The 24,654-nt window shown below is 71.0% G+C and carries 22 protein-coding genes; 7 read left to right on the top strand and 15 right to left on the bottom strand.

Annotated features, from left to right (window positions below; genetic code table 11):
* From ACXDC7_RS03715 to ACXDC7_RS03685, 7 genes are all read right to left on the bottom strand, one after another.
* Nucleotides 1-924 carry a type II secretion system F family protein gene (locus ACXDC7_RS03715; RefSeq protein ID WP_459221234.1) on the bottom strand — a complete coding sequence of 308 codons (924 nt, stop codon included), beginning with the start codon at nucleotides 922-924 and terminating at the stop codon, nucleotides 1-3.
* A complete protein-coding gene (locus ACXDC7_RS03710; RefSeq protein ID WP_218843746.1) occupies nucleotides 921-2,234 on the bottom strand; it encodes a CpaF family protein in 1,314 nt (437 codons plus the stop codon). The genes ACXDC7_RS03715 and ACXDC7_RS03710 overlap by 4 nt, the downstream gene beginning before the upstream one ends.
* Nucleotides 2,231-2,560, bottom strand: coding sequence for a TadE/TadG family type IV pilus assembly protein (locus ACXDC7_RS03705; RefSeq protein ID WP_459221233.1), 330 nt, complete (start codon nucleotides 2,558-2,560; stop codon nucleotides 2,231-2,233). The genes ACXDC7_RS03710 and ACXDC7_RS03705 overlap by 4 nt, the downstream gene beginning before the upstream one ends.
* A complete protein-coding gene (locus ACXDC7_RS03700) occupies nucleotides 2,557-4,110 on the bottom strand; it encodes an AAA family ATPase (protein WP_459221232.1) in 1,554 nt (517 codons plus the stop codon). Before ACXDC7_RS03700 ends, ACXDC7_RS03705 begins: the two co-directional genes overlap by 4 nt.
* The gene (cpaB, locus tag ACXDC7_RS03695; protein WP_218843748.1) at nucleotides 4,107-4,811 is read right to left on the bottom strand and encodes a Flp pilus assembly protein CpaB; all 705 of its coding nucleotides are present in this window, start codon (nucleotides 4,809-4,811) and stop codon (nucleotides 4,107-4,109) included. Before cpaB ends, ACXDC7_RS03700 begins: the two co-directional genes overlap by 4 nt.
* A gap of 23 nt (nucleotides 4,812-4,834) precedes the next feature.
* On the bottom strand, nucleotides 4,835-5,617 hold the full coding sequence (locus ACXDC7_RS03690; RefSeq protein ID WP_459221231.1) for a hypothetical protein: 783 nt from the start codon (nucleotides 5,615-5,617) through the stop codon (nucleotides 4,835-4,837).
* Nucleotides 5,618-5,714: 97 nt separating this feature from the next.
* Nucleotides 5,715-6,380 (bottom strand): prepilin peptidase, encoded by a 666-nt coding sequence (locus ACXDC7_RS03685; protein WP_459221230.1) that lies wholly within the window; start codon nucleotides 6,378-6,380, stop codon nucleotides 5,715-5,717.
* A gap of 58 nt (nucleotides 6,381-6,438) precedes the next feature.
* Between ACXDC7_RS03685 and ACXDC7_RS03680 the strand changes: the two genes are divergently transcribed.
* The 3 genes from ACXDC7_RS03680 to ACXDC7_RS03670 all read left to right on the top strand — a co-directional run bounded on the left by ACXDC7_RS03680 (nucleotide 6,439) and on the right by ACXDC7_RS03670 (nucleotide 9,012).
* Complete coding sequence (locus ACXDC7_RS03680) at nucleotides 6,439-6,969, top strand: hypothetical protein (protein ID WP_459221229.1); 531 nt, start codon at nucleotides 6,439-6,441, stop codon at nucleotides 6,967-6,969.
* A gap of 124 nt (nucleotides 6,970-7,093) precedes the next feature.
* Nucleotides 7,094-8,551: a hypothetical protein gene (locus ACXDC7_RS03675; RefSeq protein WP_459221228.1), complete on the top strand. Its 1,458-nt coding sequence runs from the start codon at nucleotides 7,094-7,096 to the stop codon at nucleotides 8,549-8,551.
* On the top strand, nucleotides 8,536-9,012 hold the full coding sequence (locus tag ACXDC7_RS03670) for a hypothetical protein (RefSeq protein WP_459221227.1): 477 nt from the start codon (nucleotides 8,536-8,538) through the stop codon (nucleotides 9,010-9,012). The genes ACXDC7_RS03675 and ACXDC7_RS03670 overlap by 16 nt, the downstream gene beginning before the upstream one ends.
* On the opposite strand, the gene ACXDC7_RS03665 is transcribed toward ACXDC7_RS03670, so the two are convergent.
* Nucleotides 9,013-10,863, bottom strand: coding sequence for a vWA domain-containing protein (locus ACXDC7_RS03665; RefSeq protein ID WP_459221226.1), 1,851 nt, complete (start codon nucleotides 10,861-10,863; stop codon nucleotides 9,013-9,015).
* A 126-nt stretch (nucleotides 10,864-10,989) separates the two neighbouring features.
* On the opposite strand from ACXDC7_RS03665, the gene ACXDC7_RS03660 reads away from it, so the two are divergent.
* Nucleotides 10,990-12,171 (top strand): NAD(P)/FAD-dependent oxidoreductase, encoded by a 1,182-nt coding sequence (locus ACXDC7_RS03660; protein WP_459221225.1) that lies wholly within the window; start codon nucleotides 10,990-10,992, stop codon nucleotides 12,169-12,171.
* Between the two features lie 54 nt (nucleotides 12,172-12,225).
* The gene (locus ACXDC7_RS03655; RefSeq protein ID WP_459221224.1) at nucleotides 12,226-13,125 is read left to right on the top strand and encodes an oxygenase MpaB family protein; all 900 of its coding nucleotides are present in this window, start codon (nucleotides 12,226-12,228) and stop codon (nucleotides 13,123-13,125) included.
* On the opposite strand, the gene ACXDC7_RS03650 is transcribed toward ACXDC7_RS03655, so the two are convergent.
* Nucleotides 13,126-13,599, bottom strand: coding sequence for a lamin tail domain-containing protein (locus tag ACXDC7_RS03650; RefSeq protein ID WP_459221223.1), 474 nt, complete (start codon nucleotides 13,597-13,599; stop codon nucleotides 13,126-13,128).
* 276 nt (nucleotides 13,600-13,875) lie between these two features.
* On the opposite strand from ACXDC7_RS03650, the gene ACXDC7_RS03645 reads away from it, so the two are divergent.
* Entirely contained in the window at nucleotides 13,876-16,146 is a 2,271-nt protein-coding gene (locus ACXDC7_RS03645) for a 5'-nucleotidase C-terminal domain-containing protein (protein ID WP_459221222.1), read from the top strand.
* Between the two features lie 74 nt (nucleotides 16,147-16,220).
* Here the strand turns inward: ACXDC7_RS03645 and ACXDC7_RS03640 are convergent, their stop codons facing one another.
* The 4 genes from ACXDC7_RS03640 to ACXDC7_RS03625 form a co-directional block, all read right to left on the bottom strand.
* Nucleotides 16,221-17,702 (bottom strand): dihydrolipoamide acetyltransferase family protein, encoded by a 1,482-nt coding sequence (locus ACXDC7_RS03640; RefSeq protein ID WP_218843751.1) that lies wholly within the window; start codon nucleotides 17,700-17,702, stop codon nucleotides 16,221-16,223.
* Nucleotides 17,703-17,713: 11 nt separating this feature from the next.
* The gene (locus ACXDC7_RS03635) at nucleotides 17,714-18,688 is read right to left on the bottom strand and encodes an alpha-ketoacid dehydrogenase subunit beta (protein ID WP_179444780.1); all 975 of its coding nucleotides are present in this window, start codon (nucleotides 18,686-18,688) and stop codon (nucleotides 17,714-17,716) included.
* Complete coding sequence (gene pdhA, locus ACXDC7_RS03630; protein WP_459222798.1) at nucleotides 18,685-19,779, bottom strand: pyruvate dehydrogenase (acetyl-transferring) E1 component subunit alpha; 1,095 nt, start codon at nucleotides 19,777-19,779, stop codon at nucleotides 18,685-18,687. The genes ACXDC7_RS03635 and pdhA overlap by 4 nt, the downstream gene beginning before the upstream one ends.
* A 269-nt stretch (nucleotides 19,780-20,048) precedes the next feature.
* Entirely contained in the window at nucleotides 20,049-20,330 is a 282-nt protein-coding gene (locus ACXDC7_RS03625; protein WP_459221221.1) for a hypothetical protein, read from the bottom strand.
* A gap of 92 nt (nucleotides 20,331-20,422) precedes the next feature.
* On the opposite strand from ACXDC7_RS03625, the gene hemG reads away from it, so the two are divergent.
* Entirely contained in the window at nucleotides 20,423-21,826 is a 1,404-nt protein-coding gene (gene hemG, locus ACXDC7_RS03620; protein ID WP_459221220.1) for a protoporphyrinogen oxidase, read from the top strand.
* Nucleotides 21,827-21,835: 9 nt separating this feature from the next.
* Here the strand turns inward: hemG and ACXDC7_RS03615 are convergent, their stop codons facing one another.
* Both ACXDC7_RS03615 and ACXDC7_RS03610 read right to left on the bottom strand, forming a co-directional pair.
* Nucleotides 21,836-23,029, bottom strand: a complete 1,194-nt coding sequence (locus tag ACXDC7_RS03615; RefSeq protein ID WP_459221219.1) for a dipeptidase — start codon at nucleotides 23,027-23,029, stop codon at nucleotides 21,836-21,838.
* Nucleotides 23,030-23,139: 110 nt separating this feature from the next.
* Nucleotides 23,140-24,390, bottom strand: a complete 1,251-nt coding sequence (locus tag ACXDC7_RS03610) for a hypothetical protein (protein WP_459221218.1) — start codon at nucleotides 24,388-24,390, stop codon at nucleotides 23,140-23,142.
* Between the last annotated feature and the right edge of the window lie 264 nt (nucleotides 24,391-24,654).

Below are 24,654 nucleotides of genomic sequence, written 5' to 3'. Positions count from 1 at the left end.
TCAGACGTCGATCCTGGTCAGCCGCCGGACGATCAGCAGGCCCACGGCGATCAGGCCGAAGCCGACCACGAGCGCGATCTGACCGATCAGGTTCCCGGTCATCTTCTCCACGGTGCCCGGCTGCACGGCGTTCAACATCACCAGCATCCCGACGGCCATCGCGGCGACGAGCCAACTGGTGACGCGCGCCTGCGCGAGGGTGGTGCGGATCTCCCGGCGTACCTCCTTGCGGTCGTCGAGGGTACGCGAGATGTCGCGCAGCGCCTTGACCAGCGAGCCGCCCGACCGCGCGCTCACCACCAGGGTCGACATCAGCACCCGGATCTCCCGCGCCGGATGTCGCTCGTACAGCTCGAGCATCGCGGTCTCCAGCGAGGAGCCGAACCGGACGGAGTCGTTCAGGCGACGGATCTCCGACTTGGCCGGCTCGTACATCTCGCGCTCGGCGACCGTCCACGCGGTGGCGATGCTCAGCCCGGCGTTGGTGCCGTTCGACAGCACGCGCGCCAGCTCGGGGATCTGCTGCACCAGCCGCTCCAGCCGGCGTTCGCGCTGTCGGCTCAGCCACAGCCGCAGGATCAGGAACACCACCAGCACCCCGAACACGGCGAAGACCGGCGCAAACAGCACCGACAGCAGGTAGGGCAACACGATGCCGACCACCAGCAGCACCGCCGCGACGCCGAGCGGCGGATAGTTCAGGCCGGCGGTGCTCAGCTCCCGCTGCAGGTAGCGGCCGACGCGGGTCCGTGTAAAGCGGCGATCGGCCCGGGTGAACGGGCTGCCGGGCGCGACCTCGCGCTCCATCCCCTCCACCACGCCCCGGGCCAGCCGGCGCCGGTCGCGGATCGAGGCCCCGAGCTGGCCCATGCCGACGAAGAACAGCACCGTCGCGACGACCAGCCCGAGGTAGATCAGCGTCATCGCAGGGTCTCCCAGCGCTCCGGCAGTGTCTCACCGCCGAGTTCCAGCAACTGCCGCAGGCGCGGCGGCATCGAGAATCGCTCGAACTCGCGCGACGCGCCGTTCCAGCGCAACATCGTCTCGATCTCGTAGTCGCTGCGGCGCTCGGAGACGACGGCGCCGATCTCGGTCACCCGCCTCGTCCCGTCGGCGTGCCTGGTCAACTGGACCACGAGGTGCATGGCGTTGTTCACCTGGTCGCGGATGGCGGCGAACGGCACCTCGATGTCGCTCATCGTGGACAGCGTCTCGATCCTCGACAGCGCGTCGAACGGGCTGTTCGCGTGCACCGTGGACAGCGATCCGTCGTGGCCGGTGTTCATCGCCTGCAACATGTCGAGCGCCTCGCCGCCGCGTACCTCGCCGACGATGATCCGGTCCGGGCGCATGCGCAATGCATTGCGAACCAGCTCGCGGATGGTGATCCCGCCGCGGCCGTCGACATTCGGCGGCCGGGTCTCCAGCCGGATCACGTGCTCCTGGTAGAGCGACAGCTCCGCCGCATCCTCGACGGTGACGATCCGCTCGTGCTCGGGCACGAACTGCGACAGCGCATTCAGCAGTGTGGTCTTGCCCGAGGCGGTGCCGCCCGAGACGACCACATTCAGCCGCGCCCGGACGCAGGCCCGCAGCAGTTCCGCGCTCGCCTCGTCAATCGTGCCGCGGCGGATCAGCTCGTCCAGCCCGTAGGCCTTGGGGAACAGCCGGATGGTGACCGCAGGCCCGTTCAGCGACAGCGGCGGCAGCACCACGTTGACGCGGGCGCCGCGCGGCAACCGGGCGTCGGCCGGCAGACGCGCGTCGACCATCGGGCTGGCCTCGTCGACGCGCCGGTTCACGGCCGAGACGATCCGGTCGATGGTCTGCAGCAACTGGGCCTCGGAGGTGAAACCCGAGGGAATCCGTTCCAACCGGCCGTAGCGTTCGACATAGACGGTGTCATGGCCGTTGATCATGATCTCGGAGATCGAGTCGTCGGCCAGCAGCGGTTCCAGGACGCCGAGCCCGACCGCCTCGTCGACGACCCGGCGGACCAGGATCGCCCGCTCCCGGGTCGACAAGATCACGCCCTCCCGCGAGATCAGGTGCGCCAGCACCCGCTCCAGTCGGATCCGGCGCTCGTCGCTCGGCATCCGGGAGAGCTCCTGCAGGTCGACCTCGTCCAACAGGAGTTGCTTGAACCTGGCGACCTGCGCGTCGTCGGCGGCCGAGGTGGAATCGGCCGCCGGCAGGTCCCGGCGCGCGAAGCCGGTGCTGAACGAGGTCCTCACGGCATCACCACCTCCCGGACGACCCGGCCGTCCACCGCGGGCAGGAAGTGCGGGCCCTCGACCTCGACGCGGACACCGGAGTCGGGCCCGAAGGTCTGGACGCCGATCAGCGACACCCCCTGCGGCAGGCTCTGCCGCGCCGCGTCGTGTGGTGAGCGGCCGAGCGAATAGGCACGCGCGGCATCGCGTGCCGCCTGATCCGCCGCGAAGCTGGTGTTGACCACGAAGAAGAGCTGCAACAGCATCATCGCGAAGATCATCAACAGCGGCAGCAGCGCCACGAACTCGACGGATGCCGCGCCCGCCTCCCCCCGGCGTGCCCTCATCGCGGTTCCTCCTGGACGGTGTGATCTGTCTCGATGCCGATCTCGCGCTGCACCCCGGTGCCCAGCAACAGCGGCGAATCCACGCGAACGCTGACCCGATTGCCCGACTGCGTCACCTCGGCGTCGAATCCGGGCGGCAGGGTCGCTTGGGCCGCGACCTGCGGCGGGCGGTCGCCGACCGAGACCGCCCGGGCCGCGGCACTCGAGGCGACCCCCGACCAGACGAAGGCCATCCCGAGCAGGATCATCTGGATGCAGACGACGAGCGCCACCAGCGCGAGCGGGATCAGCGCAGCCGTCTCGAGCGTGATCTGACCGGCATCGTGGGCGCGCCGCCCGGCGGCGACTGGCTGCTGGCCCGGGTCGCCGTCTGTCACATCGGCGGCCGATTCCCGGTACGCCCGCACGACGTCCAACTCCTGCCCGATCGCTCGCAGGCTCTTCCACCAGCGACCGTTGCGCACCTCGGACGGGGTACGCGTATTGCTCGCGCGCGCCAACCCCTGGTCGAGGTCGGGGATCAGCACCTGCGAACGCTCGCCCAGGACCAGCGTGTCGATCGTGTCCTGCTGGATCTCGCTGCGCCGGTCGAACCGGTTGACCACGATCCGCACCTCGCCGGGGTTGACCACTCCGAGGGATTCCCACGCGAGCACCTGCCGCCGCGCGGCGCGCAGCGCCGGAACATCGGCGGTGACCACCTGCTGCACCACATCGGCGGACTGGACGGCCGCGGCCTGGGCCGCCGTGACCGCCGCTCCCGCGTCGATGATCACCAGGTGATACATCGAGCGCAGTTGCTCCACGATCCGGCGTACCGCCTCGGCGGTGACGTACTCGGAGTCGCGGATCTCGATCGGCGCGAGCAGCAGGTTCAGCCCGGATGCGTGGCTCAGCACCGTATCGGCGACGGCCCGCGGCGAAAGGTCCTCGCTGATCTTGGCCAGATCGGCGATGGAGACCCGATGGGCGACGTCGAGGTAGCTCGGCACATCGCCCTTCTCGACATCGAGATCGACCAGGCAGACGCGCATGTCGCGTTCCTGGGTGGCGATGTCCCAGGCCAGGTGACTGGCGATCACGCTGACGCCGACACCACCCTTCGCGCCGGTGACGGTGACCACGCGGCCCGATCCGCGCCCGGCGGTGGCCTCCAGCAGCGGCACGCTGCGGCCGGCCCGCGCCCATTCGAGCGCGGTACCGATCCGCTGTTCGAGCTCCTCCAGACCGAAGGGATTGACCAGTACGCCACGCGCGCCCATCTCGATCGCCCGCTGATAGGCGTCCTGCCCGTGCGAGGAGGTGATCATCAACACCGCCAGCGCGGGATTGCGCATCGTCAGATCGCGGATCATGGGCAACACCGCCCCCGGACCGATCCGGTCGTGCACGAACAGCAGCGTGGGCTGCTCCCTGGTCAACACCGACGCGAGCTCGTGGGTGGATTCGGCCACCGAGGCGATCTCGACCGGGGTGTCGATCTGTTCCAGCCGGGAGCGCAGTTCCTGCAACAGGATCTGGTCGGCGACTGCGACCACTGCCTTGGTCATCGGTTGCCCTCCTCGCCCTCGGGCACCGCGGTCCCGCCCAGCTCTTCCGCGTCATAGGTCTTCTGCTCAGAGGTCCGGTCCTGCGCGACGCCCGGCGGGAGGCCCACCAAGCGTACCTCCTGGGCGAAGGCGTTGGCGTAGGTGACCGACAGCGCATCGTCGGGCGGCAGGGCGAGCGTCACCGGGATCACGTTCTGCACGGACCTGGCGTCGGCCGATGGCACCTGCTGTTGGCCCTCGACGGAGACGATGCGCACGTTCTCGACCAGGATGCGAGCCTGCTTGGGCAGGCCCGGCACGTCGGCGAAGACGGCGTACACGTCCACCCGGTCGCCGGGCCGCACCCGACCGGCCAGGCCCGTCACCGCGTCGACATTGACCGCGATCTCGCGCTCGGTGGGATCCAGATTGCTCGGCGGGACCAGTGCATCGAGGCTGACGGTCGAGCCGGCCGTGAGCGGGATCGCCGTCACCCGACCGTCGATCTCCTGGCCCTGCAGGACCGTGTTCGGCGCGGCCCAGCGCTCCGGGATCTCGACCGGCGTGGTGTTCTCCTGTGACAGCGGTGTGAACGGCTCCAGGTCCTGGGTGACCTGGTAGACGGTGACCATCGGCCCGACCCGGGAGTTCACATCGCTGACGAACCGGGACACCCCGACGAACACCAAGATCGCCACCAGGCCCGCGAGGATCATCAGCATGACCCCCCGTCGCTGTCGTGGATTCACCTGGCAACCTCCATCAACTCAGTGCTTCCCGAATCGAACGGGAATCCTTGTCTCGAACGACTCTCGGTCGGTCGCTGCAGGCAGAACCGGCAGTGCTCGTCGACGATCATCGCCCCGCACACACGGCACCCCGCGCCCTCGGCCGCGGGCCGGACGGCCGCCAGCCCGCCCAATTGAACCGAACCGCGGGTGCAGTACGGGGCGCCCTGCTCGTCGGGGAAGTCGACCTCGGTCACCGAGAGCCCGCCGAGGGCCTGACGCAACTTCGCCGGCGGCGCTCCCGCCACGCTCCAGTGCAGCCCGCCCTCCGGCTGCGGCGGCTGCCTGCTCAGCCCCGGCTCGCCGACCGTGGCGAACCAGCCCTGACCGACCAGTCCCCCGATCGTCTGCAACGCATTCGGGCGCGGATCGGCGAGGCCGCCGAGCCGCGGGTGCCAGACGACGCTGCGGCTCCGGTCGGACAGATCCTGGACGATGGCCACCGCCTGTCCGGGGTCGTGCCAGAGCCGGCCGCGGCCGGAGTCGACGGTGACGGCGAACGCCATCAGCCCGAAGGCGTGGTGCGGCAACGCGAGGACCGCGCACGCGACTTCGGGCATAGCCGACGCCAACACGTGCTTCTGGCGGGCGGTCTCGATCTCGGCGTACTCGGGAGCGAGGACCAGTACGTGTCCGCTCGACTGGCGCCGGCGTACCAGGTCGAACAGTGCCGACGGCGCGTCGCCCATCAGCCCCGGTACCGAACCGAAATCCGGGCATCCCTTCACCACAACGAGCATCCGGGCCTCTCCCCCATTCGAGCGCTGTTGCGCGATCCCGGCCGGACGGTAGCAGAGCAGCGTGTCGCCCCCTCCCGGCCGGAAGCCGCCGGTCTCGTCAGGCGGACAGGTTCGGCAGGCACAGCCACAGGTACGCCCCGATCAGCATCGCGGGCCCGAACGGCATGTGGGAGCGGCGGTCCGAACGCCGGGCCACGAGCAGAAACCCGGCGACCAGTCCGCCGACGACGAATCCCGTCAACATCCCGAGCGCCGCGACCAGCCAGCCGGACCAGCCGAGCAGGAGACCCAGCACCCCGGCGAGCTTGACGTCGCCCAGGCCGAGGCCGGAGCGGCCCGCGCCGATCAGCGCCAGCACCAGGTAGCAGGCGAAGGCAATCGCGCCGCAGGCGATGCTGCGCACGAGGGCCTCGCCGGCGCCTGACGACCAAGCCGCGGCCGCCAGGCCGGCCAACGCCACGGCGTACCCCGGCAGGACCAGCCGGTCCGGCAGCCGACGCACCTCGATGTCGATGAAGCCGAGCACCACGAACCACACCACCGCCACCACCAGCAGCCCGGCGACGATCGGCTCGTCGGCGCGCAGCACGGCGACCGGAACGGACAGCAGCGTGCTGAGGATCGGTACGGCGGCCACCGGGAGCGAGTGGTGCAGTTCGTCATCGTCACGGCGATAGCCGCGCCCGCGCAGCCAGATCGCGGCGACAATCCCGCCGACGGCGCCGAGGCCGACCAACGCGAGCGTCACAACGGGTGCTGGCACCGGGGCAGCCAAGCACAGGAGCGGGGCCACCACAACGGCGAGTGGCTACGCTGACCACATGTTCCGACGATCCGCGACCATGATCGCCGCCCTGCTGGCCGCCTGCGCGATGGTGCTGGGCGCGTGCACGGCTGCGGACGATCCGGCCTACGTCGAGGACGAGATCGGCAAGATCAAAGTGGTACGACCGAGCGCCTGGCAGTCCCCGCTCCAGGTCGAGGCGCCCTGGACGGTCGGCTATGCACTCGCCCCGGACTCGGTGGAGCAGATCCAGGTGTCGGGCGACTTCGGGGAGTACACGTCCGCCGCCGAGGCGATGGCCTCGCTGATCGCCCAGGCCCAGGTGTCGCTGGAGGGCTTCGAGATCGTGGAGACCCGCGATGTCGAGCTGAAGGGCGCGACCACCGGCCAGCTCGTCCGCTACACGATCGATGATCCCCAAGGCAATCAGGTCTTCGGGACGTGGATCATCGGCGCCGTCTGGCCGTATCCGCAATCGGTGGCGGTGTCGATCCTGACGCCTCGGCACGATGCGGAGCTGGAGCGCCGCGTGCTCGACTCGATCGTGGTCTCGCCGACCCGGGAGTGACCGGTCGCGCGGCACGCGGCAATGGGGCCCGCGATTGGGCCCGCGGACCTACGGTCGATGACCTGTTCCCCAGTAGCGTTCCGGACGAGTGACGATCAGCGGTAGCGCGCGTGGAGGAATGACTGTGGGCATCAGGAGCGTGGTCTCGGACCGGTGGCAACGGCTGCGCGACGCCGGACGCGAGCGGGGCGCGGGCGCGCTGGAGTACGCCGCGGCGACGGCGCTGGCCGCGGTCATGGTCGGCTCGGTGGCGCTCACGGCGAACAACGGCCAGATCGGGGCGGTGATCCCCGAGGCCGTGTGCCAGGTGCAGAAGGCAGCGAAGTTCGGCAGTTGCACCGCCCCGACACCGACCACTCCGCCGAGCACGAATCCGCCGCTCGATCCGAAGCCGCCGAAGTGCCGGGTCTCCCGGAAGTCGGAGAAGGTCAACAGCGTCGTCAAGGTCGGGATCTTCAAGTTCGGCGAGAATGCCGGCTTCGTCGAAACCGTCTACAGCGACGGCACTGTGACGTACACGGTGACCGACGGGGCGACGATCGGGCTGGAGACCGGTTTCGGAGGCAAGTTCGACATCGGCAAGGTCAAGGCGGGGGCCAAGGTTGACTTCGGCGGGGGGCTGAAGTTCGACTACGGCAGCACCTGGACCTTCGCCAACCAGGACGAGGCCGATGCCATGCGCACGCAGTTGGACGACTATCTGCTCCAGCAGCAGACACTCAAGCGCGACGACAGCGGGGGTTATGCCCTCTACCTGACGCTGTTCGACAAGTGGGTCGATCCGCCCAAGCCGCCGAACCAGTCGGTCAGCACCGTGACCCTCGAGGGGGACATCGGCGCACGCGTCGGCATCGTGCCGCCGTGGGCCAAGAAGCCCAAGGAGGGAGACCCGCCTCCGAAGCCGGGCACCAAGCCCAACATCAATCTGGCGAATGGCGGCCTCAAGTTCGGTGGTTCCGGCAAGTGGACGACCGTGCACGACTCCACCACGGGCAACACCACCTACACCACCAGCGGCGAGGGTTACGGATCGTTCGTCGGACAGCTCGGCCCGGTCGACGGCGAGGGCCGCGCGCTCTACGGCCAGGACGTGTCGATCACCCGGGACAAGAACGGCAAGGTGGTCAAGATCGAATTCACCACCACCCGCGAGTCGAGCCTGAACGGCAAGGGCAAGATCGGCACCGGCAAGGGCAATGCTTCCGGGTCGAAGAAGAACGCCAACGCCGAGGTCGTGACGACCACGCTCAACGTCGAGACCGACGCGCAGCGGGCAGTGGTCGATGACTGGATCAACAACGACGGCCGGCTCAACGACGCCCGACTCAACCCCGATCGCCCGGACAGCAGCGACCCCTTCCAGATGCTGCTCTACAACAACGCGCAGGTCAGCACCGTGCAGTACAACAACATCACCGATACGACCGGCTTCGCCGCCGAGGTCAAGCTGGGGCTGACCCTCGGCGTCGACTTCTCCCTCGAGACCGCCACCTCGCGCGCCGTCTCGGCCTCCTATCTCGGGCTGCCGGATGCGGGGGGTGTTCGGCAGCCCGTCGACAACCCCGAATGCGTGAGCAAGTGAGCGGGCTCCGGCAGCCGCCGGGCGGCTCGGCGTACCGCACCGCCGAGCCGTCGACCCGCACGCGTCGAGGGCTGACCTGGCCGATGGCCGTGTGCCGGTTGTTCATCGGCTGCACCGTCGGGCTCTTCCTCGGCGTGGTCGCGAGCGGCCTGATCCTCGATCTCGCCGACGCCCCGCGCCAGGCGCCGACCTTCTCCGGGGTGGCCATCGCGGCCGCCGGTGGCGCGGTGTCCGGGGCGGCAGCGGCACTGTTGGTCCCGCGGCGCGGGCCGGTGTGGTTGCTGCCGGCCATCAGCACCGGACTGTGCGCCCTGATCGCGACCTGCTTCATGATGGTGACCGCGTTCCGCGCGCCGTGGTACGCCCGGCCGGAGCCCCTTGCCTCCATCGGCACCGTGCTGATGATCATCGTCGGGCACGCGGTGGTCTCGGCCCTGGTCTGGCGTACCCGCGGCCGCTGATCAGCGCCGGCGACGCAACGCCAGCAACCCGGCACCGGCCGCGGCGACCAGCAGCAGAACTCCGCCCAGCACCGCGCCCCAGATCGGGAAACCGAAGCCCGGGGCCGACGCTTCTGGGCCCTCGGGCGATTCGCCCGGTGCGCCGGCCGACGGCTGCGTGCTCGGCACCGGCTCGGCGTACTCGGGCAAGCCGTCCGGCTGGCCGTCGACGGCCACGTCGAGGCGGATGTCCAGCGGGCGGCCGACCTGATCGGGCCCGACCGAGGCCACCTCCACCGCGATGAAGTAGTCCCCGCCCTGGGACGCCGCGGCGACCGTGCGGCTCTCGCTCTCCCGGTTGCGCACGCGAATCTCCGGGGTCGCGACGCTGACCGTCTGGGCGTTGCCCGCCTGGATCACGGCGGACGCCCCCTCGCCGAGGGCCGCGCGGCCCGGGGCGAACAGCCCGATCTTGCTGGTCACGACCTCCGCCGGGGTGGCCATGCCGTTCTTGGCGCCCGGCCTCGGCACCGTGAGCGACGCCCGCAACTGCTGGCCCGGCTCGAGCGGCACCCGGTAGACCCGGGTCTCGCCGACGGTGATGGTGTCGTCCCAGCTTCCCGTGCCGACATCGGGCGCGTCGCTGAACGCGGTCCCGCCGTCGACCTCCTCGACCTTGCCGCCGCTCACCGCGCGTGCCTGCGGTACGCCGTCCTCCGGTGGCGGCAGCCGGTCGAGATTGGTGATCGCCGGCTCGTCGTCGATCATCAGCTCGATGTCGGTCGCCGTGTCGTTGTTGAACGCGCCGGCCTGCCGGCTCACCTCCAGCACCAACGGGCCGGCGGCACAGTCCGGATTGCTGGTCCGGTCGCTGCGCACCCCAAGACCCACCACGGCCGCCGCCTGATAGGCCGCCTGAGCCGTGCTCGAGCTGTCACAGGAGTCCCCGCCGGGGGTCTGCAGATCGATGCCCCAGATGTCCTGGTTCATCCCGTCGGCGGTCGGCGCCGCGGTGATCGCGGCGAAGCCGGCGCTGATCGTGCCGCCCGGGGATCGCTCGATCCGGTAGTACTTCTTCTCCCCGGGGCGGGCGATGGTGTCGAGGTATTGTCCGGCGGCCAGCGGCGGCGCTCCGTCCGGGGCGCTCGCTCCGGACACCGGCTGCCCGTTCAGCCCGAACGGTCGCAGGGCGCGGCGCGCCAGGCGGCGGATGGACTCGGCCAGGTCCTCGGCGTCGTCGGCGTCGTAGTAGGAGCCGTTGCCGGCGTCGGCGATGCACCGCAACTGCTCGCGGGCCTTGGCGTTCACGCCGAATCCGACCGCATTGAACTGCAGGTCGACCCCGGCATCGGCCAGCTTCTTGGCCGAGGCGCAGGGATCGGGTACGCAGTTCTCCTCGCCGTCGGAGATCAGCACCACCATCCGCTTGCCGCTGTCACCGAGATCGCCGACCGTCTGCTCCAGCGCGTAGGCCATCGGCGTCTCGCCCTTGGCGTCGAAGGAGTCCGCGGCGGCGTACATCTTCTGCTTGTCCAGCGGGCCGAGCGGCATCACGACCTTGCTGTCCTGGCAGGCCTTGGGGTTCTCCTCCTTCGGCTCGGCGATCTCGGAGCCGTAGACCCGCAGCCCGACCTGGGTGCCGGCCGGCAGGGCGTCGGCGACCTGGCGCAGTGCGCTGCGGGCGGCGGCCAGGCGCGTCTCGCCGGACGGCAGCTTCTCGTTCATCGAGCCCGACACGTCGAGCAGCAGCATCACGCGCGCGGCATCGTCCGGCCCGGCGGCCCGCACCGTGCCGGGCGCGAAGATCAGCGACAGCACCGCCAGCGGCGCGATCAGCATGCGAACGACGGACGCGCGCGATTTCGTGAACACCGATCGCACCTTCCTTCCGTGGGTCAGGCTGCACTATGCCAGCTTCCATGCGCGCGGTGGAGGTTGCTCGGCACACCCGGCGCAGGCTCGTCCGGCGCGTGCGACCGTCCTGCCATAGTGGGCGGGGTGATCGACAATCTGCCCGGCTGGGACGACTCGGCGCGGGTGCGCGAGTGGCCGGGCCTGCCGGCCGTGACGGGTACGCTGCGCGCCGACGCGTGCGTGATCGGGCTCGGCGGTTCGGGGCTGGCGGCGATCGAGGAGCTGCTCGACCGCGGCGCCTCGGTGATCGGCATCGATGCCGGGCGCGTCGCCGCGGGCGCGGCCGGCCGCAACGGCGGTTTCCTGATCGGCGGGCCGGCCGTCCCGCTCGCCGCCGAGACGCCCGGCTGGGATCTGTCGGACAAGATCGAATTGTGGCGGCGCACCCGGGTCGAGCTTGATCATCTGGAGTCGGTACTCGGGTCGACGATCATCGCGCGCTGCCCGTGGATCAACATCGCCGGCATGATCGGCGGCCCGCGCAGCGCCGAGGAGGAGGCCTGGGAGGCCGCGGAGTATGCACGCCTCGACGCCGATCGTCGGGCACTGCGGCGGATCGGGATCCGCGCGGTCGAGCACGCCGACCCGCTCGGCCGGGGGTTCGCGGTGCCCGAGCAGGCGCGGATGAATCCCGCCGAGCGTGCGCTGCGGCTGGCCGAGCTGGTCGTCCAGCGGGGCGCGAGGTTGTTCGAGCACAGCCGGGCCAAGGTGATCGGGCCCGGCCGGGTGACACTGGCGGACGGAGCGATCGAGGCCGCGATCATCATCGTCGCGGTCGACGGGCGGCTCGACCTGCTGGTGCCGCAGCTCGCGCCGCTGGTGCGTACCCATCGGCTGCAGATGCTGGCGACCGCGCCGCTTCGCCGAAGGGTCCTGCCCCGGGCGGTCGTCAGCGCGCGGAGCGGCTATGAGTGGTTGCAGCAAGATGCCGCGGGACGGCTGCTGCTCGGCGGCGGCCGGGACCGGCACGCCACCGACGAGCAAACCCCCGATGACCGGCCGACGGCACCGGTGCAGGACTGGATCGAGACAGTCGTGGGGCGCGTCGCCGGTCCGGGCGTACCGATCACCCACCGGTGGGCCGCCTCCGTCGGCTACACCGAAGATCAGCGGGCGCTGTGCGTACCGGTCGACGAAGGGGTGGTCGCGGTCGGCGGCTACTCCGGCCACGGGAACCTGGTCGGCCCGGTGGCCGCGCGGGCCGCGGTCGCGCACGCGCTGGCGGGCGAGCCGATCGGCGGCTGGTTCCGCTCGACCCTCCCGTAACTGGTCGCGGCCCGCGCGACCTCGGCGCGCGCCGGGGCGAGCTAGCGTGGCGAGATGCCACCGATCCCCCGGCCAGCGATCCCCCGCGGCGAGATCGCCGCGTTCGCCCGCGGCAGCGTCCGGAGGGCGCGGGTGGCCACGGCCGACGCCATCCGGGACCGGATCGCCGGTGCGGATCGGCGCGAGCGGGCCCGGGAGATCTGGGCCACGCCGGGCCCGCGTCGGTTCGCCCCCGAGGATCCGATCTGGCGGGTGCACAACGACCCGGCGATGTTCACGGGTGGCCTGGCCGCGCTGCTGCTGCAGTCGCTGCACCCGCTGGCGATGGCCGGCGTGGCGGGGCACAGCGGCTACCGGGGCGATCCGTGGGGCCGGCTGCAGCGCACCAGCGACTACATCGCCGCAACCACCTACGGCACCGTCGAGGAGGCCGACCGGGCGATCGCCCGCGTGCGGGCCATCCATGATCGGGTACGCGGCCGCGACCCGCGCGGGATCGCCTACCGGGCCAGCGATCCGCACCTGCTGGCCTGGGTGCATGCCGCCGAGGGGACGGCCTTCCTCGCGGCCTACCAGACGTTCGGGCCCGCGCCGCTGACGCCGGCCGACGCGGACCGCTATGTCGCCCAGCTCGGCGGGATCGCCGCCCGGCTCGGGGTGATCGACCCGCCGGGCGACACCCGGTCGCTGCACGCGGTGATCGAGGCGTACCGCTCGGAGCTGCAGGTCACCCCGGCGGCGCGCGACACCGCGGCCTTCCTGCTCCGCGAGCCGCCGCTGCCGGCCGCGGCCCGGCCCGTCTACGCCGGGCTGGCGGCGGGCGCGGTCGCGCTGCTGCCCGGCTGGGCGCGGCGCGAGCTGGGGCTGCGGCCCTCGCGCGGCGGGCGGTTGGCCGGGTCGGGCGCGACCCGGCTCACCCGGTGGGCGCTCACGGGCGCGCCCCCGCACCGATGATCAACAGCGCTTCGTGCCGGTCGCGTTCTTCTGGTACGCGCAACTGGTGACGACCCTGCTGCCACCCGGGGCGAGCAGGTAGGCCGTGTCCCCGGTGTTGTTCCAGACGTAGCTGGTCTTGCCCCAGTAGAGATCGCGCGATCCGTTGCGGCCCTTCCCGGTGTGCACGATCACGGACGTCCGCGGCTTCAGCGTGAAGCCCCGCGGGAAGGCGTACACGTGGTTCTGCTTGTCCTTGATCCGGTAGCCGGTGAGGTTGATCGACTTCGAGCCGGTGTTGCGCAGCTCGATGGTCTCGCGGACCAGTTGCCGGTTGGTGTTGTGGTCGGGGCCGGAGGGGTCGGCGACGAAGCTGCCGAACCGCAGCGGCGAGGCGGCGTGGGCCGGCGCGGCGGAGCCGAGCAGGGCGCCGGCTGACAGCAGGGCACAGATCATGGCGGGGGCGAGGATGCGGGCGAGGCGAGGCAGGGGCATGGCGACTTCCTTGTACGCGGGGTGCTGACGGCAGGGTCACCCGCCGGTCGGCGCCCGCGCGGGCTCCGATCGAGGGATGAGGAGGGTTTGCCCGCACGTTCGGAGAGGCCGTCGCCGCAGGGCGAGCATAAGTTAGCCCTCTTAACTGTCGCGTGCAACTTCGCTGTCGCCGGCCGTTGCGGTGAACACTCCGGAAACTTCGGCGACACCTCTTGCCAGCGAGGCGGCGGGCATCGAAGAGTGGGGGTCTCACGCCCGATTCACAAAGGATTCCCCATGCACAAGTCCGGTTGGCTGCGGATTGCGGCCTCCGTCTGCGCCGTCGGCCTGATCGGCGGCGCCGGCGCCTCGGTGGCGCAGGCCGCCCCGTCCGAGACGCCGAACCCGCAGGAGCGGGCGGCGGCCGCCGACTGCGCCGCTCCGGCCCAGCTCACCTTGCTGAACTTCAACGACTTCCACGGCCGCATCGCGTCGAGCCGCCCGGACACCGTGCAGTTCTTCGGCACCATCGAGGAGCTGCGCGCCGAGGCCGGCGAGGAGAACACGATCGTCGCCGCCGCCGGCGACTCGATCGGCGGGTCGCTGTTCGCATCCGCCTCCCAGCGTGACCAGCCGACGATCGACGCCTTCAACGCCGCCGGCGTGGACACCGCGGCCGTGGGCAACCACGAGTTCGACAAGGGCTTCGACGATCTGACCGGACGGGTCATCCCGGCGGCCGACTTCAGCTATCTCGGCGCCAATGTCTACGACAAGGGCACCGAGAACCCGGCGCTGGAGGAGTACGAGATCTTCGAGCGCGCGGGCCTGCGCGTCGCCGTGATCGGCGCCGTCACCCAGGAGACGCCCGACATCGTGGTCAAGGAGGGCGTCGCCGATCTCGACTTCGGCGATCCCGTCGCCGCCGTGAATCGGGTCGCCGACAAGCTCACCGATGGCGACGACGCCAACGGCGAGGCCGATGTGATCGTCGCCGAGATCCACGAGGGCGGCCCGGACGGCGGCGGTTCGCTGGCCGAGAACGAGCAGGCCCGCCCGGCCTTCGCCTCGCTCGTGCAGGACCTGAGCCCCAAGGTGCAGGCGGTCTTCACCGCGCACACCCACCAGGCCTACGTCTTCGACGGGCCGGTGCCGGGCACCGACCAGACCCGTCCCGTGACCCAGGCCGGCAGCTACGCGGGCCTCGTCACCCGGGTCCAGCTCAATGTGGACCCCACCACCGGCGAGACCTGCAGCTACACCGCGGAGAACCTCGAGCTGACCGACACCCCGGTCGATGACCTGGTGGCCGAGTACCCGCGCGTGGCGCAGGTGCAGCAGATCGTCACCGATGCCCTCGCCGAGGCGGCCGAGATCGGCGAGGAGCCGATCGGCAAGGCCGCCGGCGCGCTGGCCAGGCCGGGTCGCTACGACCCCGCCGAGGGCCGCTACATCGACGACCGCAGCGGTGAGTCGACGATCACCAACGCCGTGGCGAACATGTTCAGCGACGAGTTGAGCGAGCGTACCGGCCAGACCGTGATCGGCGTCCAGAACCCGGGCGGTACGCGTGCCGATCTGTGCGCCCCGTCGGGTGATCAGAACAACCCGTGCGCCGACGAGGCGTTCACGATCACCTACGGGCAGGCGGCCTCGATCCTGCCGTTCGCGAACACGCTGATGACCACGACGCTGACCGGCGAGCAGTTCAAGACGATGCTGGAGCAGCAGTGGTCGGTCGACGAGGACGGCAACGTGACGGGATCGTTCCTGCGCCTCGGCCTGTCGGACGGTGTCTCATACACCTACGACGAATCGCGCGAGTTGGGCGACCGGATCACCTCGATCACCATCGACGGCAAGCCGATCGACCCGGCTGGTGAATATGTCGTGGGTTCGGGCAACTTCCTGCTCGGCGGCGGCGACAACTTCCATGTCTTCACCGAGACCACGCCGGTCGACTCCGGCCTGGTTGATCTTGATGCGTGGGTCTCCTGGCTGCGCGGAACCGAGGACGATCCGATCGCCCCGTCCTTCGTCAAGCGCGGTCTGGCGGTCACCCCGACCCCGACCGAGCTGAAGGTCGGCGAGCCCACGACGATCAGGGTCGATCAGCTCGACTTCACCGGCGGCTTCCCGGTGCAGAACACCGAGCTGATCGCCACGATCGGCGATGTCGAGGTCGGCAGGGCCGCCGTGGCCGACGGTTCGGTCGCCGCCCTGACCCTGAACCTGCCCGCGTCGGTGCCGAACGGCGAGCAGCAGCTCGTGCTCACCGCGCCGGACTCCGGCACCACCGTGTCGATCCCCGTCACCGTGAGCGGCGGTTCGGCCGTGACGCCCACCGGCGAGCCCAGCCCGACCGGCGAGCCGACCGCGTCGCCCAGCCCCACCGCTACGCCCGGCCCGACCGGCACCGCCTCGCCGAACCCCGGCCCGGGTGACGGCGACGGCTCGGGCCCGCGCCCGCCGCTGGCCGACACCGGTGGCCCCGCGGGCCTGATCGCGCTGATCGGCCTCGGAGCCGCCACCGCCGGCATCGCCATGGCGTCGCGCCGCCGCGGCTGATCCAGCGGTAACGCAGAGCGCCCCCGGCCGGTCGGTCGGGGGCGCTGTGCGTGTCGGGGCGCGGACAGCCGAGCTCAGTACAACAGCGCGGTCGCGGGGTCGGACAGCAGCGCGGCGACATCGGCGAGGAAGGTCGACCCCTGTTCGCCGTCGACCAGCCGATGATCGAAGCTCAGCGCGAGGGTCATCACCGACCGTGGCTCGATCCGCTCGTCGGCACCCGAGCCGACGACCCACGGGCGACGCGCGATCGCGCCCATGGCGAGGATCGCGGCCTCGCCGGGGTTCAGGATCGGCGTACCGCCGTCGATGCCGAACACACCGATATTGGTGATCGTGATCGTCCCGCCGGACATCTGCGCCGGTTGGGTACGCCCGGCGCGGGCCGTGCCGATCAACTCGCCGAGCGCCTCGGCCAGGCCGAGCAGCCCGAGCCGCTGGGCGCCCTTGATGTTCGGCACGATCAGTCCGCGCGGGGTCGCAGCGGCGATGCCGAGGTTCACGTCGCCGTGGAAGATGATCTCCTGCGCCGCCTCGTCCCAACTGGAGTTGACCTCCGGGGTACGCGCGGCCGCCAGACAGACCGCCTTCGCGGCGAGCAGGGTCGGCGACACCTTCACCTCGCGGAACTCCCGACGCTGCCGCAGCCGCTCCAGGAACTCCACGCTCGCGGTCACGTCGACCTCGACCCACTCGGTGACATGCGGCGCGGTGAATGCCGAGCTGACCATGGCGGTGGCGGTTGCCTTGCGGACTCCCTTGATCGGTACGCGACGCGCCTCCAGCCCGGCCGGCTGCGGGGCGATCGCGGCGGGCTGCGCCGCAGCACCCTGATCGGCTCCGCCGGCGAACGCGAGCACGTCATCGCGGGTGATCACCCCGCCGGGCCCGGTCGCGGGGACCTGGGCAAGATCAACGCCGCGGTCCTTGGCAAGCTTGCGCACCGGCGGCTTGGCCTTGGGCCGCTGCCCGTTCCCGGTGGCGCCGGCGAGCGACGGCGGCTCCTTCGGCGGGGGCAGCGGCTCGCCGGACGGCTCGGCCGGTACGCCCTTGATCGGATCGCGCTCGTCGGCACGCCGCGACACCGGCACGGACGTGTCGAATGCCGCGCTGAGCTGCTCGTGGGTCTCGGCCGCGGACTCCTCGGCCACCGGGGTGGCGGCCCGGCGCGCCCGCCGCCGGGTCGACCCGGCAATGGCGCCGTAGCCGACCAGGTTGGGGGTGCGTTCGGCGGCCTCGTCGGCGCTCGGCGCGGGCTCGCTCGGCGCCGCGGCGCTGGGCTCGCCCGGCCGATCGGCGTCGCCGGAGCCGTCGTCGCCGGTGCCGTCGTCAATCGCGATGATCGGCGTACCGACGTCGACCATCTGGCCCTCGTCGACGAGCAGCTTCGCGACCGTGCCCGCGAACGGGCTGGGCAGCTCGACGATCGACTTCGAGGTCTCCACCTCGACCAGGATGTCGTTGATCTTGACCTCGTCACCCTCGGCGACGTGCCAACTGATGATCTCCGCCTCGACCAGGCCCTCGCCCGGGTCGGGCAGCTTGAACTCCTTCATCCCCACCCTCCTCAGTACGCCAGCGACCGGTCGACCATGTCGAGCACCCGATCAAGATCGGGAAGATACTCGTGCTCGACCCGGCTCGGCGGGTAGGGGGTGTCGTAGCCGGCGACCCGCAGCACCGGCGCCTCCAGCTCGTAGAAGCATTCCTCGCTGATCCGCGCCGCCAGCTCCGCGCCGAGACCGAGCGTCAACTGGGCCTCGTGCACCGTGACGACGCGACCGCTGCGGCGTACCGCGTCGAAGATCGTCGGCAGGTCCAGCGGGCTCAGCGTGCGAAGATCGACAACACCGACGCTGCGCCCCTCCTCCTGTGCCGCGGCAGCGGCATCCAGGCACGTCTTCACCATCGGCCCGTAGGTCAGCAACGTCACGTCGGTGCCGTCGCGCACCACCCGGGCGCTGTGCAACGGGTCCGGGGTGCCGGCCTCGTCGACCTCGCCCTTCTCGTGATAGCGCCGCTTCGGCTCGAAGAAGATCACCGGGTCGTCGGAGGCGATCGACTGCTGCAGCATCCAGTAGGCATCGGAAGGGTTGGCGCAGGCCACCACCTTCAGCCCCGGGGTGTGGGAGAAGTACGCCTCGGGCGACTCGCTGTGGTGCTCGACCGCGCCGATACCCCCGCCGAACGGGATCCTGATCACGATCGGCATCGGTACCCGCCCGCCGGAGCGGTGCCGGAACTTCGCCACCTGGGTGACGATCTGGTCGTAGGCGGGGAAGACGAACCCGTCGAACTGGATCTCCACCACCGGTCGGTAGCCGCGCAGCGCCATCCCGACCGCCGTGCCGACGATCCCGGACTCGGCGAGCGGGGAATCGATCACCCGATCCTCGCCGAAGTCCTTCTGCAGACCCTCGGTGACGCGGAAGACACCACCGAGCCGGCCGATGTCCTCGCCCGCGAGCACCACCTTCGGGTCGGCCTCCAGGGCGCGGCGAAGCCCCGCATTCAGCGCCTTGGCCATGGTCAACTTCGTCATCGCGCGGCCTCCGGCTGCTGATCAACATCGAACGAGGCAGCGTACTCGGCGTACGCCTCCCCCTGCGCGGCCAGCGGCGGATGCGCATCGGCATAGGTATGGGCAAAGCTCTCGGCGAGCTCCGGATCGGGCAGGGCGAGGCAATCCCGGCGCAGCTCGGCGGCAAGATCATCAGCCTCGACGCCAAGATCATCGAACCACTTCTGGTCGACGGCTCCGGAGCGCTGCAGCAGCGCGCGTACCCGCTCGATCGGGTCCTTCAGCTTCCAGTGCTCCAGCTCGTCGGCGAGCCGGTACTTGGTCGGATCGTCCGACGTGGTGTGCGCGCCCATCCGGTAGGTGAAGGCCTCGATGAAGGTCGGGCCCTCGCCGGCGTGGGCGCGCCGCATCGCCCACTCGGTGACGGCCTGCACGGCGAGGACGTCGTTGCCGTCCACGCGTACCCCGGGGAACCCGAATCCGTGCGCGCGCTGGTAGAGCGGTACGCGGGACTGCCGCGTGGTCGGCTCGGAGATCGCCCACTGGTTGTTCTGGCAGAAGAACACCACGGGCGCGTTGTAGGAGGAGGCAAAGATGAACGCCTCGTTGACATCACCCTGGCTGGTCGCGCCGTCGCCGAAGTAGGCCACCACCCCGGCATCGGTGCCGTCATTGTTGCCGACCCGGCCGTCGCGCTGGATGCCCATCGCGTACCCGGTGGCATGCAGCGCCTGCGCGCCGATCACCACGGTGTAGAGATTGAACCGCAGCTCCGCGGGGTCCCAGCCGCCGAGGCTGACGCCGCGGAACAGTCCGAGCAGCGTGACCGGCGGAATGCCCATCGTCCAGGCCACACCGTGTTCGCGGTAGGTCGGGAAGACCACGTCGTTGGGGCCGAGCGCGCGGCCGGAGCCGACCTGGGCGGCCTCCTGGCCGAGGAGCGGCGCCCACAGCCCGAGCTCGCCCTGCCGTTGCAGGGCGGTCGCCTCGGCATCGATGCGCCGGGTGAGGACCATGTCGCGGAGCAGGCCCGCGATGGCCTCGTCGTCTCCGGAGAACTCGAAATCCGGATGCGTCACGCGCTGACCCTCGGGGGTCAGCAACTGGATCATGTCGTCGCCACCGCTCGCGGTGCCTTGACCAAGGTCAGTCACGCCGTCCTCTCCTCCCGGTGCGGGGTATCCGCACGCTCATCGTCCGCCTCCGGGAGTCGCCGCCGTCGGGTGGGGCGGGCGGTCCGGCGACAGTGCCGAGGCCCGGGATCGCCGGGCCGGTGGCATCACCGTAGCCCGCGCCGCACGTGGGCGCTAATGGTCCCCGCAGCCGGGTACGCCGGGATCGGGTCCGGGTACCTGTTTGCGTCTACGACCGTCGGCGCGGGTCACTCGCCGGGGCGGTCCCCGCTCTCGGACGAACTCGTCCCCGACGAGCCCGGGTCGGCGCCGTCGACGACCTTGCCGCGGCGGCCGAGCAGGAGCAGGACGATCCCGCCGACGAGCAGCACGGCCAGCACGACGAGCAGCGCCGGGCCCAGGCTCGAACCGGTCGCCGCGAGGTGGCCTGGCGCCGCGCCGCCGGACTTCGCCAGCATCGCGATCAGCGCCCCGGCGGCAAAAACCAGAGGGCCGGTGACGGCGAGCCCGCGGTTCAGGTGGTTGATCATGGTGTGAGTGCCCTCCCAATTGCGGCGGCTGTCCCCCACCGCGCCCGATCGGGGTGCGGCGGCCGCCGTTCGTCAGCGTACGCTTGCCGGTCGTGGCCGACCACCAACCCCGCCAGAATGCCGCGGAGCCGGCTCATCAGGACTCGGCGGTCATCGTGATCGGCGGGGGGATCACCGGGCTGGCGACCGCCTGGGCGCTGCACCGGGCCGGCCGGTCGGTGCTGGTGTTCGAGGCCGCCGGCCGCGTCGGCGGTCAGATCCGCACCGAGCGGCTTCCGGCCGCGCTGGGCGGCGGTCTGGTGGATGTCGGTGCGGAGTCGATCCACCTCGGTACGCCACAACTGGCGCGCCTGGTCGACGAGCTCGGGCTGCGCGACTCGGTCGTCGGGGCCGAACCGGGCGCCTCGCGGCTGGTCACGGCCCGCGGGCTGCGACCGCTGCCCGCCGGGATCGCCCCGACCGGCCCGACCCGGCTGTGGCCGGTGCTGCGCTCGGGCATCTTGTCACCGGCCGGGCTGGCGCGTGCCGGGCTGGAGCCGCTGACCGCGCGGCGACGCTTCGCGCGCGACGTGTCGGTCGGGGAGTTCGTCCGGGCTCGCTTCGGCGACGAGGTCGCCGAGACCTTCGTCGACCCGCTGCTGGGGAATCTGCACGCCGGCGACATCGACCGGTTGTCCCTGTCGTCCGTGGCGCCGCAGCTCGCGCCGGCCGCGGCGACCGGGCGCTCGCTGGTGCTGCGGCGCCGCCGGCCCGGCGGTACGCCCGGGCCGGTCTTCGCGAGCTGGCCCGACGGGCTGTCGCGACTGCCGTCGGCGCTGGCCGAGGGCCTGCCCGCCGGCACCGTGCGGACCGGTACGCCCGTGCGCGGCCTTCGGCGCGGCGATGACGGCTGGACGGTGCTCACCGACGCGGGCGAGAGCGCGGCGGGAGAGGTGGTGCTGGCGGTGCCGGGCGCGGTGGCTGCGGCGCTGCTGGAGCCGGAGTTCCCGGGACTGGGCGCAGAGCTGACGGTCGGGCGTACCGCCGACGTGGCGACCATCGTGCTGGCCTACCCGCGCGCGGCCGCGGAGGGCCGATTGTCGGGCAATGGCGTCTTGTTGCGTACCGACAGCGGGCGCGTGTTGAAGGCGGCGACCTGGCTGTCACGCAAGTGGGCGCGGCTGCGCGATCCGGAGCTGTTCCTGGTGCGGGCATCCGCCGGGCGAGCCGGCGTGGATGAGCTGTCGGGGTTCGACGATGCCGGGCTGGCCGGGCGGATCCATCGCGATCTTGCCGAGGTGACCGGGCTGGCGGCCGAGCCGGTCGGCTCGCTGGTCACCCGCTGGCCGGGAGCGTTCCCGCAACTGGAGGTCGGTCACGCCGCGCGGATGGCCGCGGTGCGGGCCCGATTGGCCGGCTCGGGGCTACACCTGGCGGGTGCGGCCGTCGACGGGCTCGGGCTCTCCGCGACGGTACGCTCCGCGCTCGCCGCCGCCGAGGCCATCAGCGCAGCGTGAGAGCGCCCGCTACGCGCGCAGCACGGCCCGCATCACCCGGATCGTGTTGCCGCCCATGATCGCGGCGATCTCCTGGTCGTCGTAGCCCCGGTCGACCAGCTCCTGGGTGATCGCGGCGAGCTGGGCCGTGTCCCAACCGGTCGTCACGCTTCCGTCGTAGTCGCTGCCCAGCGCCGCCGCCCCGATCCCGCCGACCTCGACCACATGATCGATCGCATCGACCACCGCCTTCGTGGTGGGCTGACAGATCGCCCAGTCGAAGTACGCGATCCCGATCACGCCCCCGGTCTCGGCGATGCCGCGGATCTGCTCGTCGGTGAGATTGCGGTTGTTCTCACATGTCGCCTTGACCCCGCCGTGGCTCTGCACGATCGGCCCGGTCGCCAGCTCCAGCATGTCGTCGATCGTCTGGCTGCTGGAGTGGGTGACATCGACGATCACGCCGCGCTGCTGCGCGCGGAGGAACGCCGCCCGCCCGAGATCGGTCAGGCCGCCCTTCTGCACTCCGTGCATGGAGCCGGCGGCCTCATTGTCGAAGAAGTGGGTGAACCCGGCCATCCGCATCCCCGCCCCGTACAGCTTGTCGAAGTTCTCGATGTCGCCCTCGAGGTTCTGCAGCCCCTCGACGGAGAACATCGCGCCGGTCACCTGTTGGCCGGCCGCGCGGTCGACCAACAGCCGGTCGAGGTCGCCGCGGGTCCGGATCAGCCGCAGCGCACCGTTCGAGTCGGCGGCAAACCGCTCCAGCTTCTGGCCGTGGTACAGGGAGCGCTGCAGCAGGGAGTTCCAGGTACGCGGCGGCTGCAACTGGACGACGCTGAGCATCGTGATGTCATCGGGCTCGCCGGTGTTGATGTCGGGGTTGAGACTGCCGGAGGCCTTCGAGACCGATGAGAACACCTGGACGGCGACATTGCCCTCCTCCAGCCGCGGCAGGTCCACGTGACCGCGATCGGACCGGGTGAGCAGGTCGCGCTTCCACATCAGGGTGTCGGAGTGCATGTCGACCACCTGCAGCGAATCGTGCAGTTGCTGCGTCTGCGGGCTGACCGCCGGCAGCACGGCCGGTTCGACCCTGTTCATCCGATTCTCGAGCTCCCCGGGTGCGACCACGAAGAATGCCGCCACGATGATCAACAAGAGCCCCAGCAACCCCAGCAGCACGCCCTTAACCCACCGACGCCTGCGACCGGCCTTTGCCATGGCAGGAGCGTACCGATCCTGCGCGACAACACGCCGAGCGCCCGGCCGGATTTCTCCGGCCGGGCGCTTGGCCCTACTTGATCAACTTCCCTTGATCAGCTCCGTCCCGGTCAGCCCCGGCGGCGCCGGATCAGTTGGGCACCGGCGACGGTGCTGACGAGCGCTCCGGCGAGGAAGACCCCGACGGCCGGCGCACCGGTGTCGGCCAGGCCGCCGGAGGTGTCGATCTTGGTCTGCTTGCCGTTGTCCCGCTCGCCCTCGGCCATGCCACCGGAGGAGTCGAGACCGAAGTAGGCATCGGTGACCAGCTTGGTGCCATCGGCCAGGGTGATCGAGTACCAGGCGCCGGGCGCCCGGTCGACCCCGGTGATCTCGCAACTGAACGTCAGCGTCTTCGTCCCCTCGGCACCCTCGGGGATCTTGGCGCTGGTCGGGGTGCAGTCGAGGTTCTGCTGCTTGGTGATCTGCATGGTCAGCGCACTGTGCAGCGGTACGCCGGAGATCGTGACGTCCTTGTTCACCACGAACTTCTGCCCGACCCGCAGCGGGAAGCTGGCCGGCTCGAAGCGGGCCTTGGCGATCGCGATCTCCGACTTCGCGCCCGCGGTGGACGCCGGCTTGCTGGTGGTGCTGGTCGGCGACGCGGTCGGCTTGTTGTCGCTGGTGCCGCCCGGCGTGGCCGCCGTGCTGGACGCGCTCGGGTTGCTCGGGTCGGCGTTCGGGCTGGCGGCGAAGACACCCTCGCCGATCACGGTGCCGTCGGCCTGGACGAGCTGGTAGTAGCCGCTCACCCGGCTGTTGCCCTTGGTGATCATGCACTCCACCGCGAACGTCTCCAGACCGGAGTCCGCGCCCGCCTCGGCGGTCTCGTTCTTCGGCTCGCACTTGAGGTTGACGAGCTTGTCGACGCGGATCGACAGGTCCTGTTCCAGCGGCTGGGAGTGCAGCACATCGGCGTAGACAACGAAGGTCTCGCCGGCCAGCAGATTGAGCTTGTTCTTGTTGAATCGCGGGTCGAGGACGTCCCACTCCTGGGTCGGCCCGAAGGAGGCGGTCGAGCCCGGCGCGTTGGTCGTGGTGACCCGCGGGCTCGCGCTCGGGCCCGAGTCGTCGTTCGAGCCGGAGCTGGTCGCGGTGCTCGCCTTCGGCGCGGTGCTGGCCTTCGGCGCACGGGTGCTGTCCGCGGACCGATCCGCCTTCGGCTGCGCGGTGCTGCTCGCGCTCGCGGACGCCTGCTTCGGCCCGTTCTGGTCGGCACTCGCCAGACCGGGAATCACGACGGCGGCCAGCGATGTCGTCATCAGCGCCATGCCGGCCACGGCGGCGGACGCCAGCCGCAGGTTCGTGCGGGACGCGGTCATCTCTGCTCCCTGGGAAGTCGGGTCCGGCGCCCGGAGGTGACGCCGGGCGCGAGATTAGGCAGGCGGGTCGGCCGCTGTGAAGCGCGCCTCGATGGGGTTGACAGCGCCGGAGTCGTCCCGAGACCGCGGCACGGCGCGCCATGGCGGGCTCGACAGCCAAATCACATGCTTCACATCAACCTCATAAATCACCTCAGGCTCACGTAACGCTTGAGGGTTGAGGCGGCTCCCGCACCTTTCTGACCGGGAACATCGGCCGACCGG

The sequence above is a fragment of the Naumannella huperziae genome (assembly GCF_054073625.1).
This window is presented reverse-complemented; position numbering and strand designations above follow the sequence as displayed.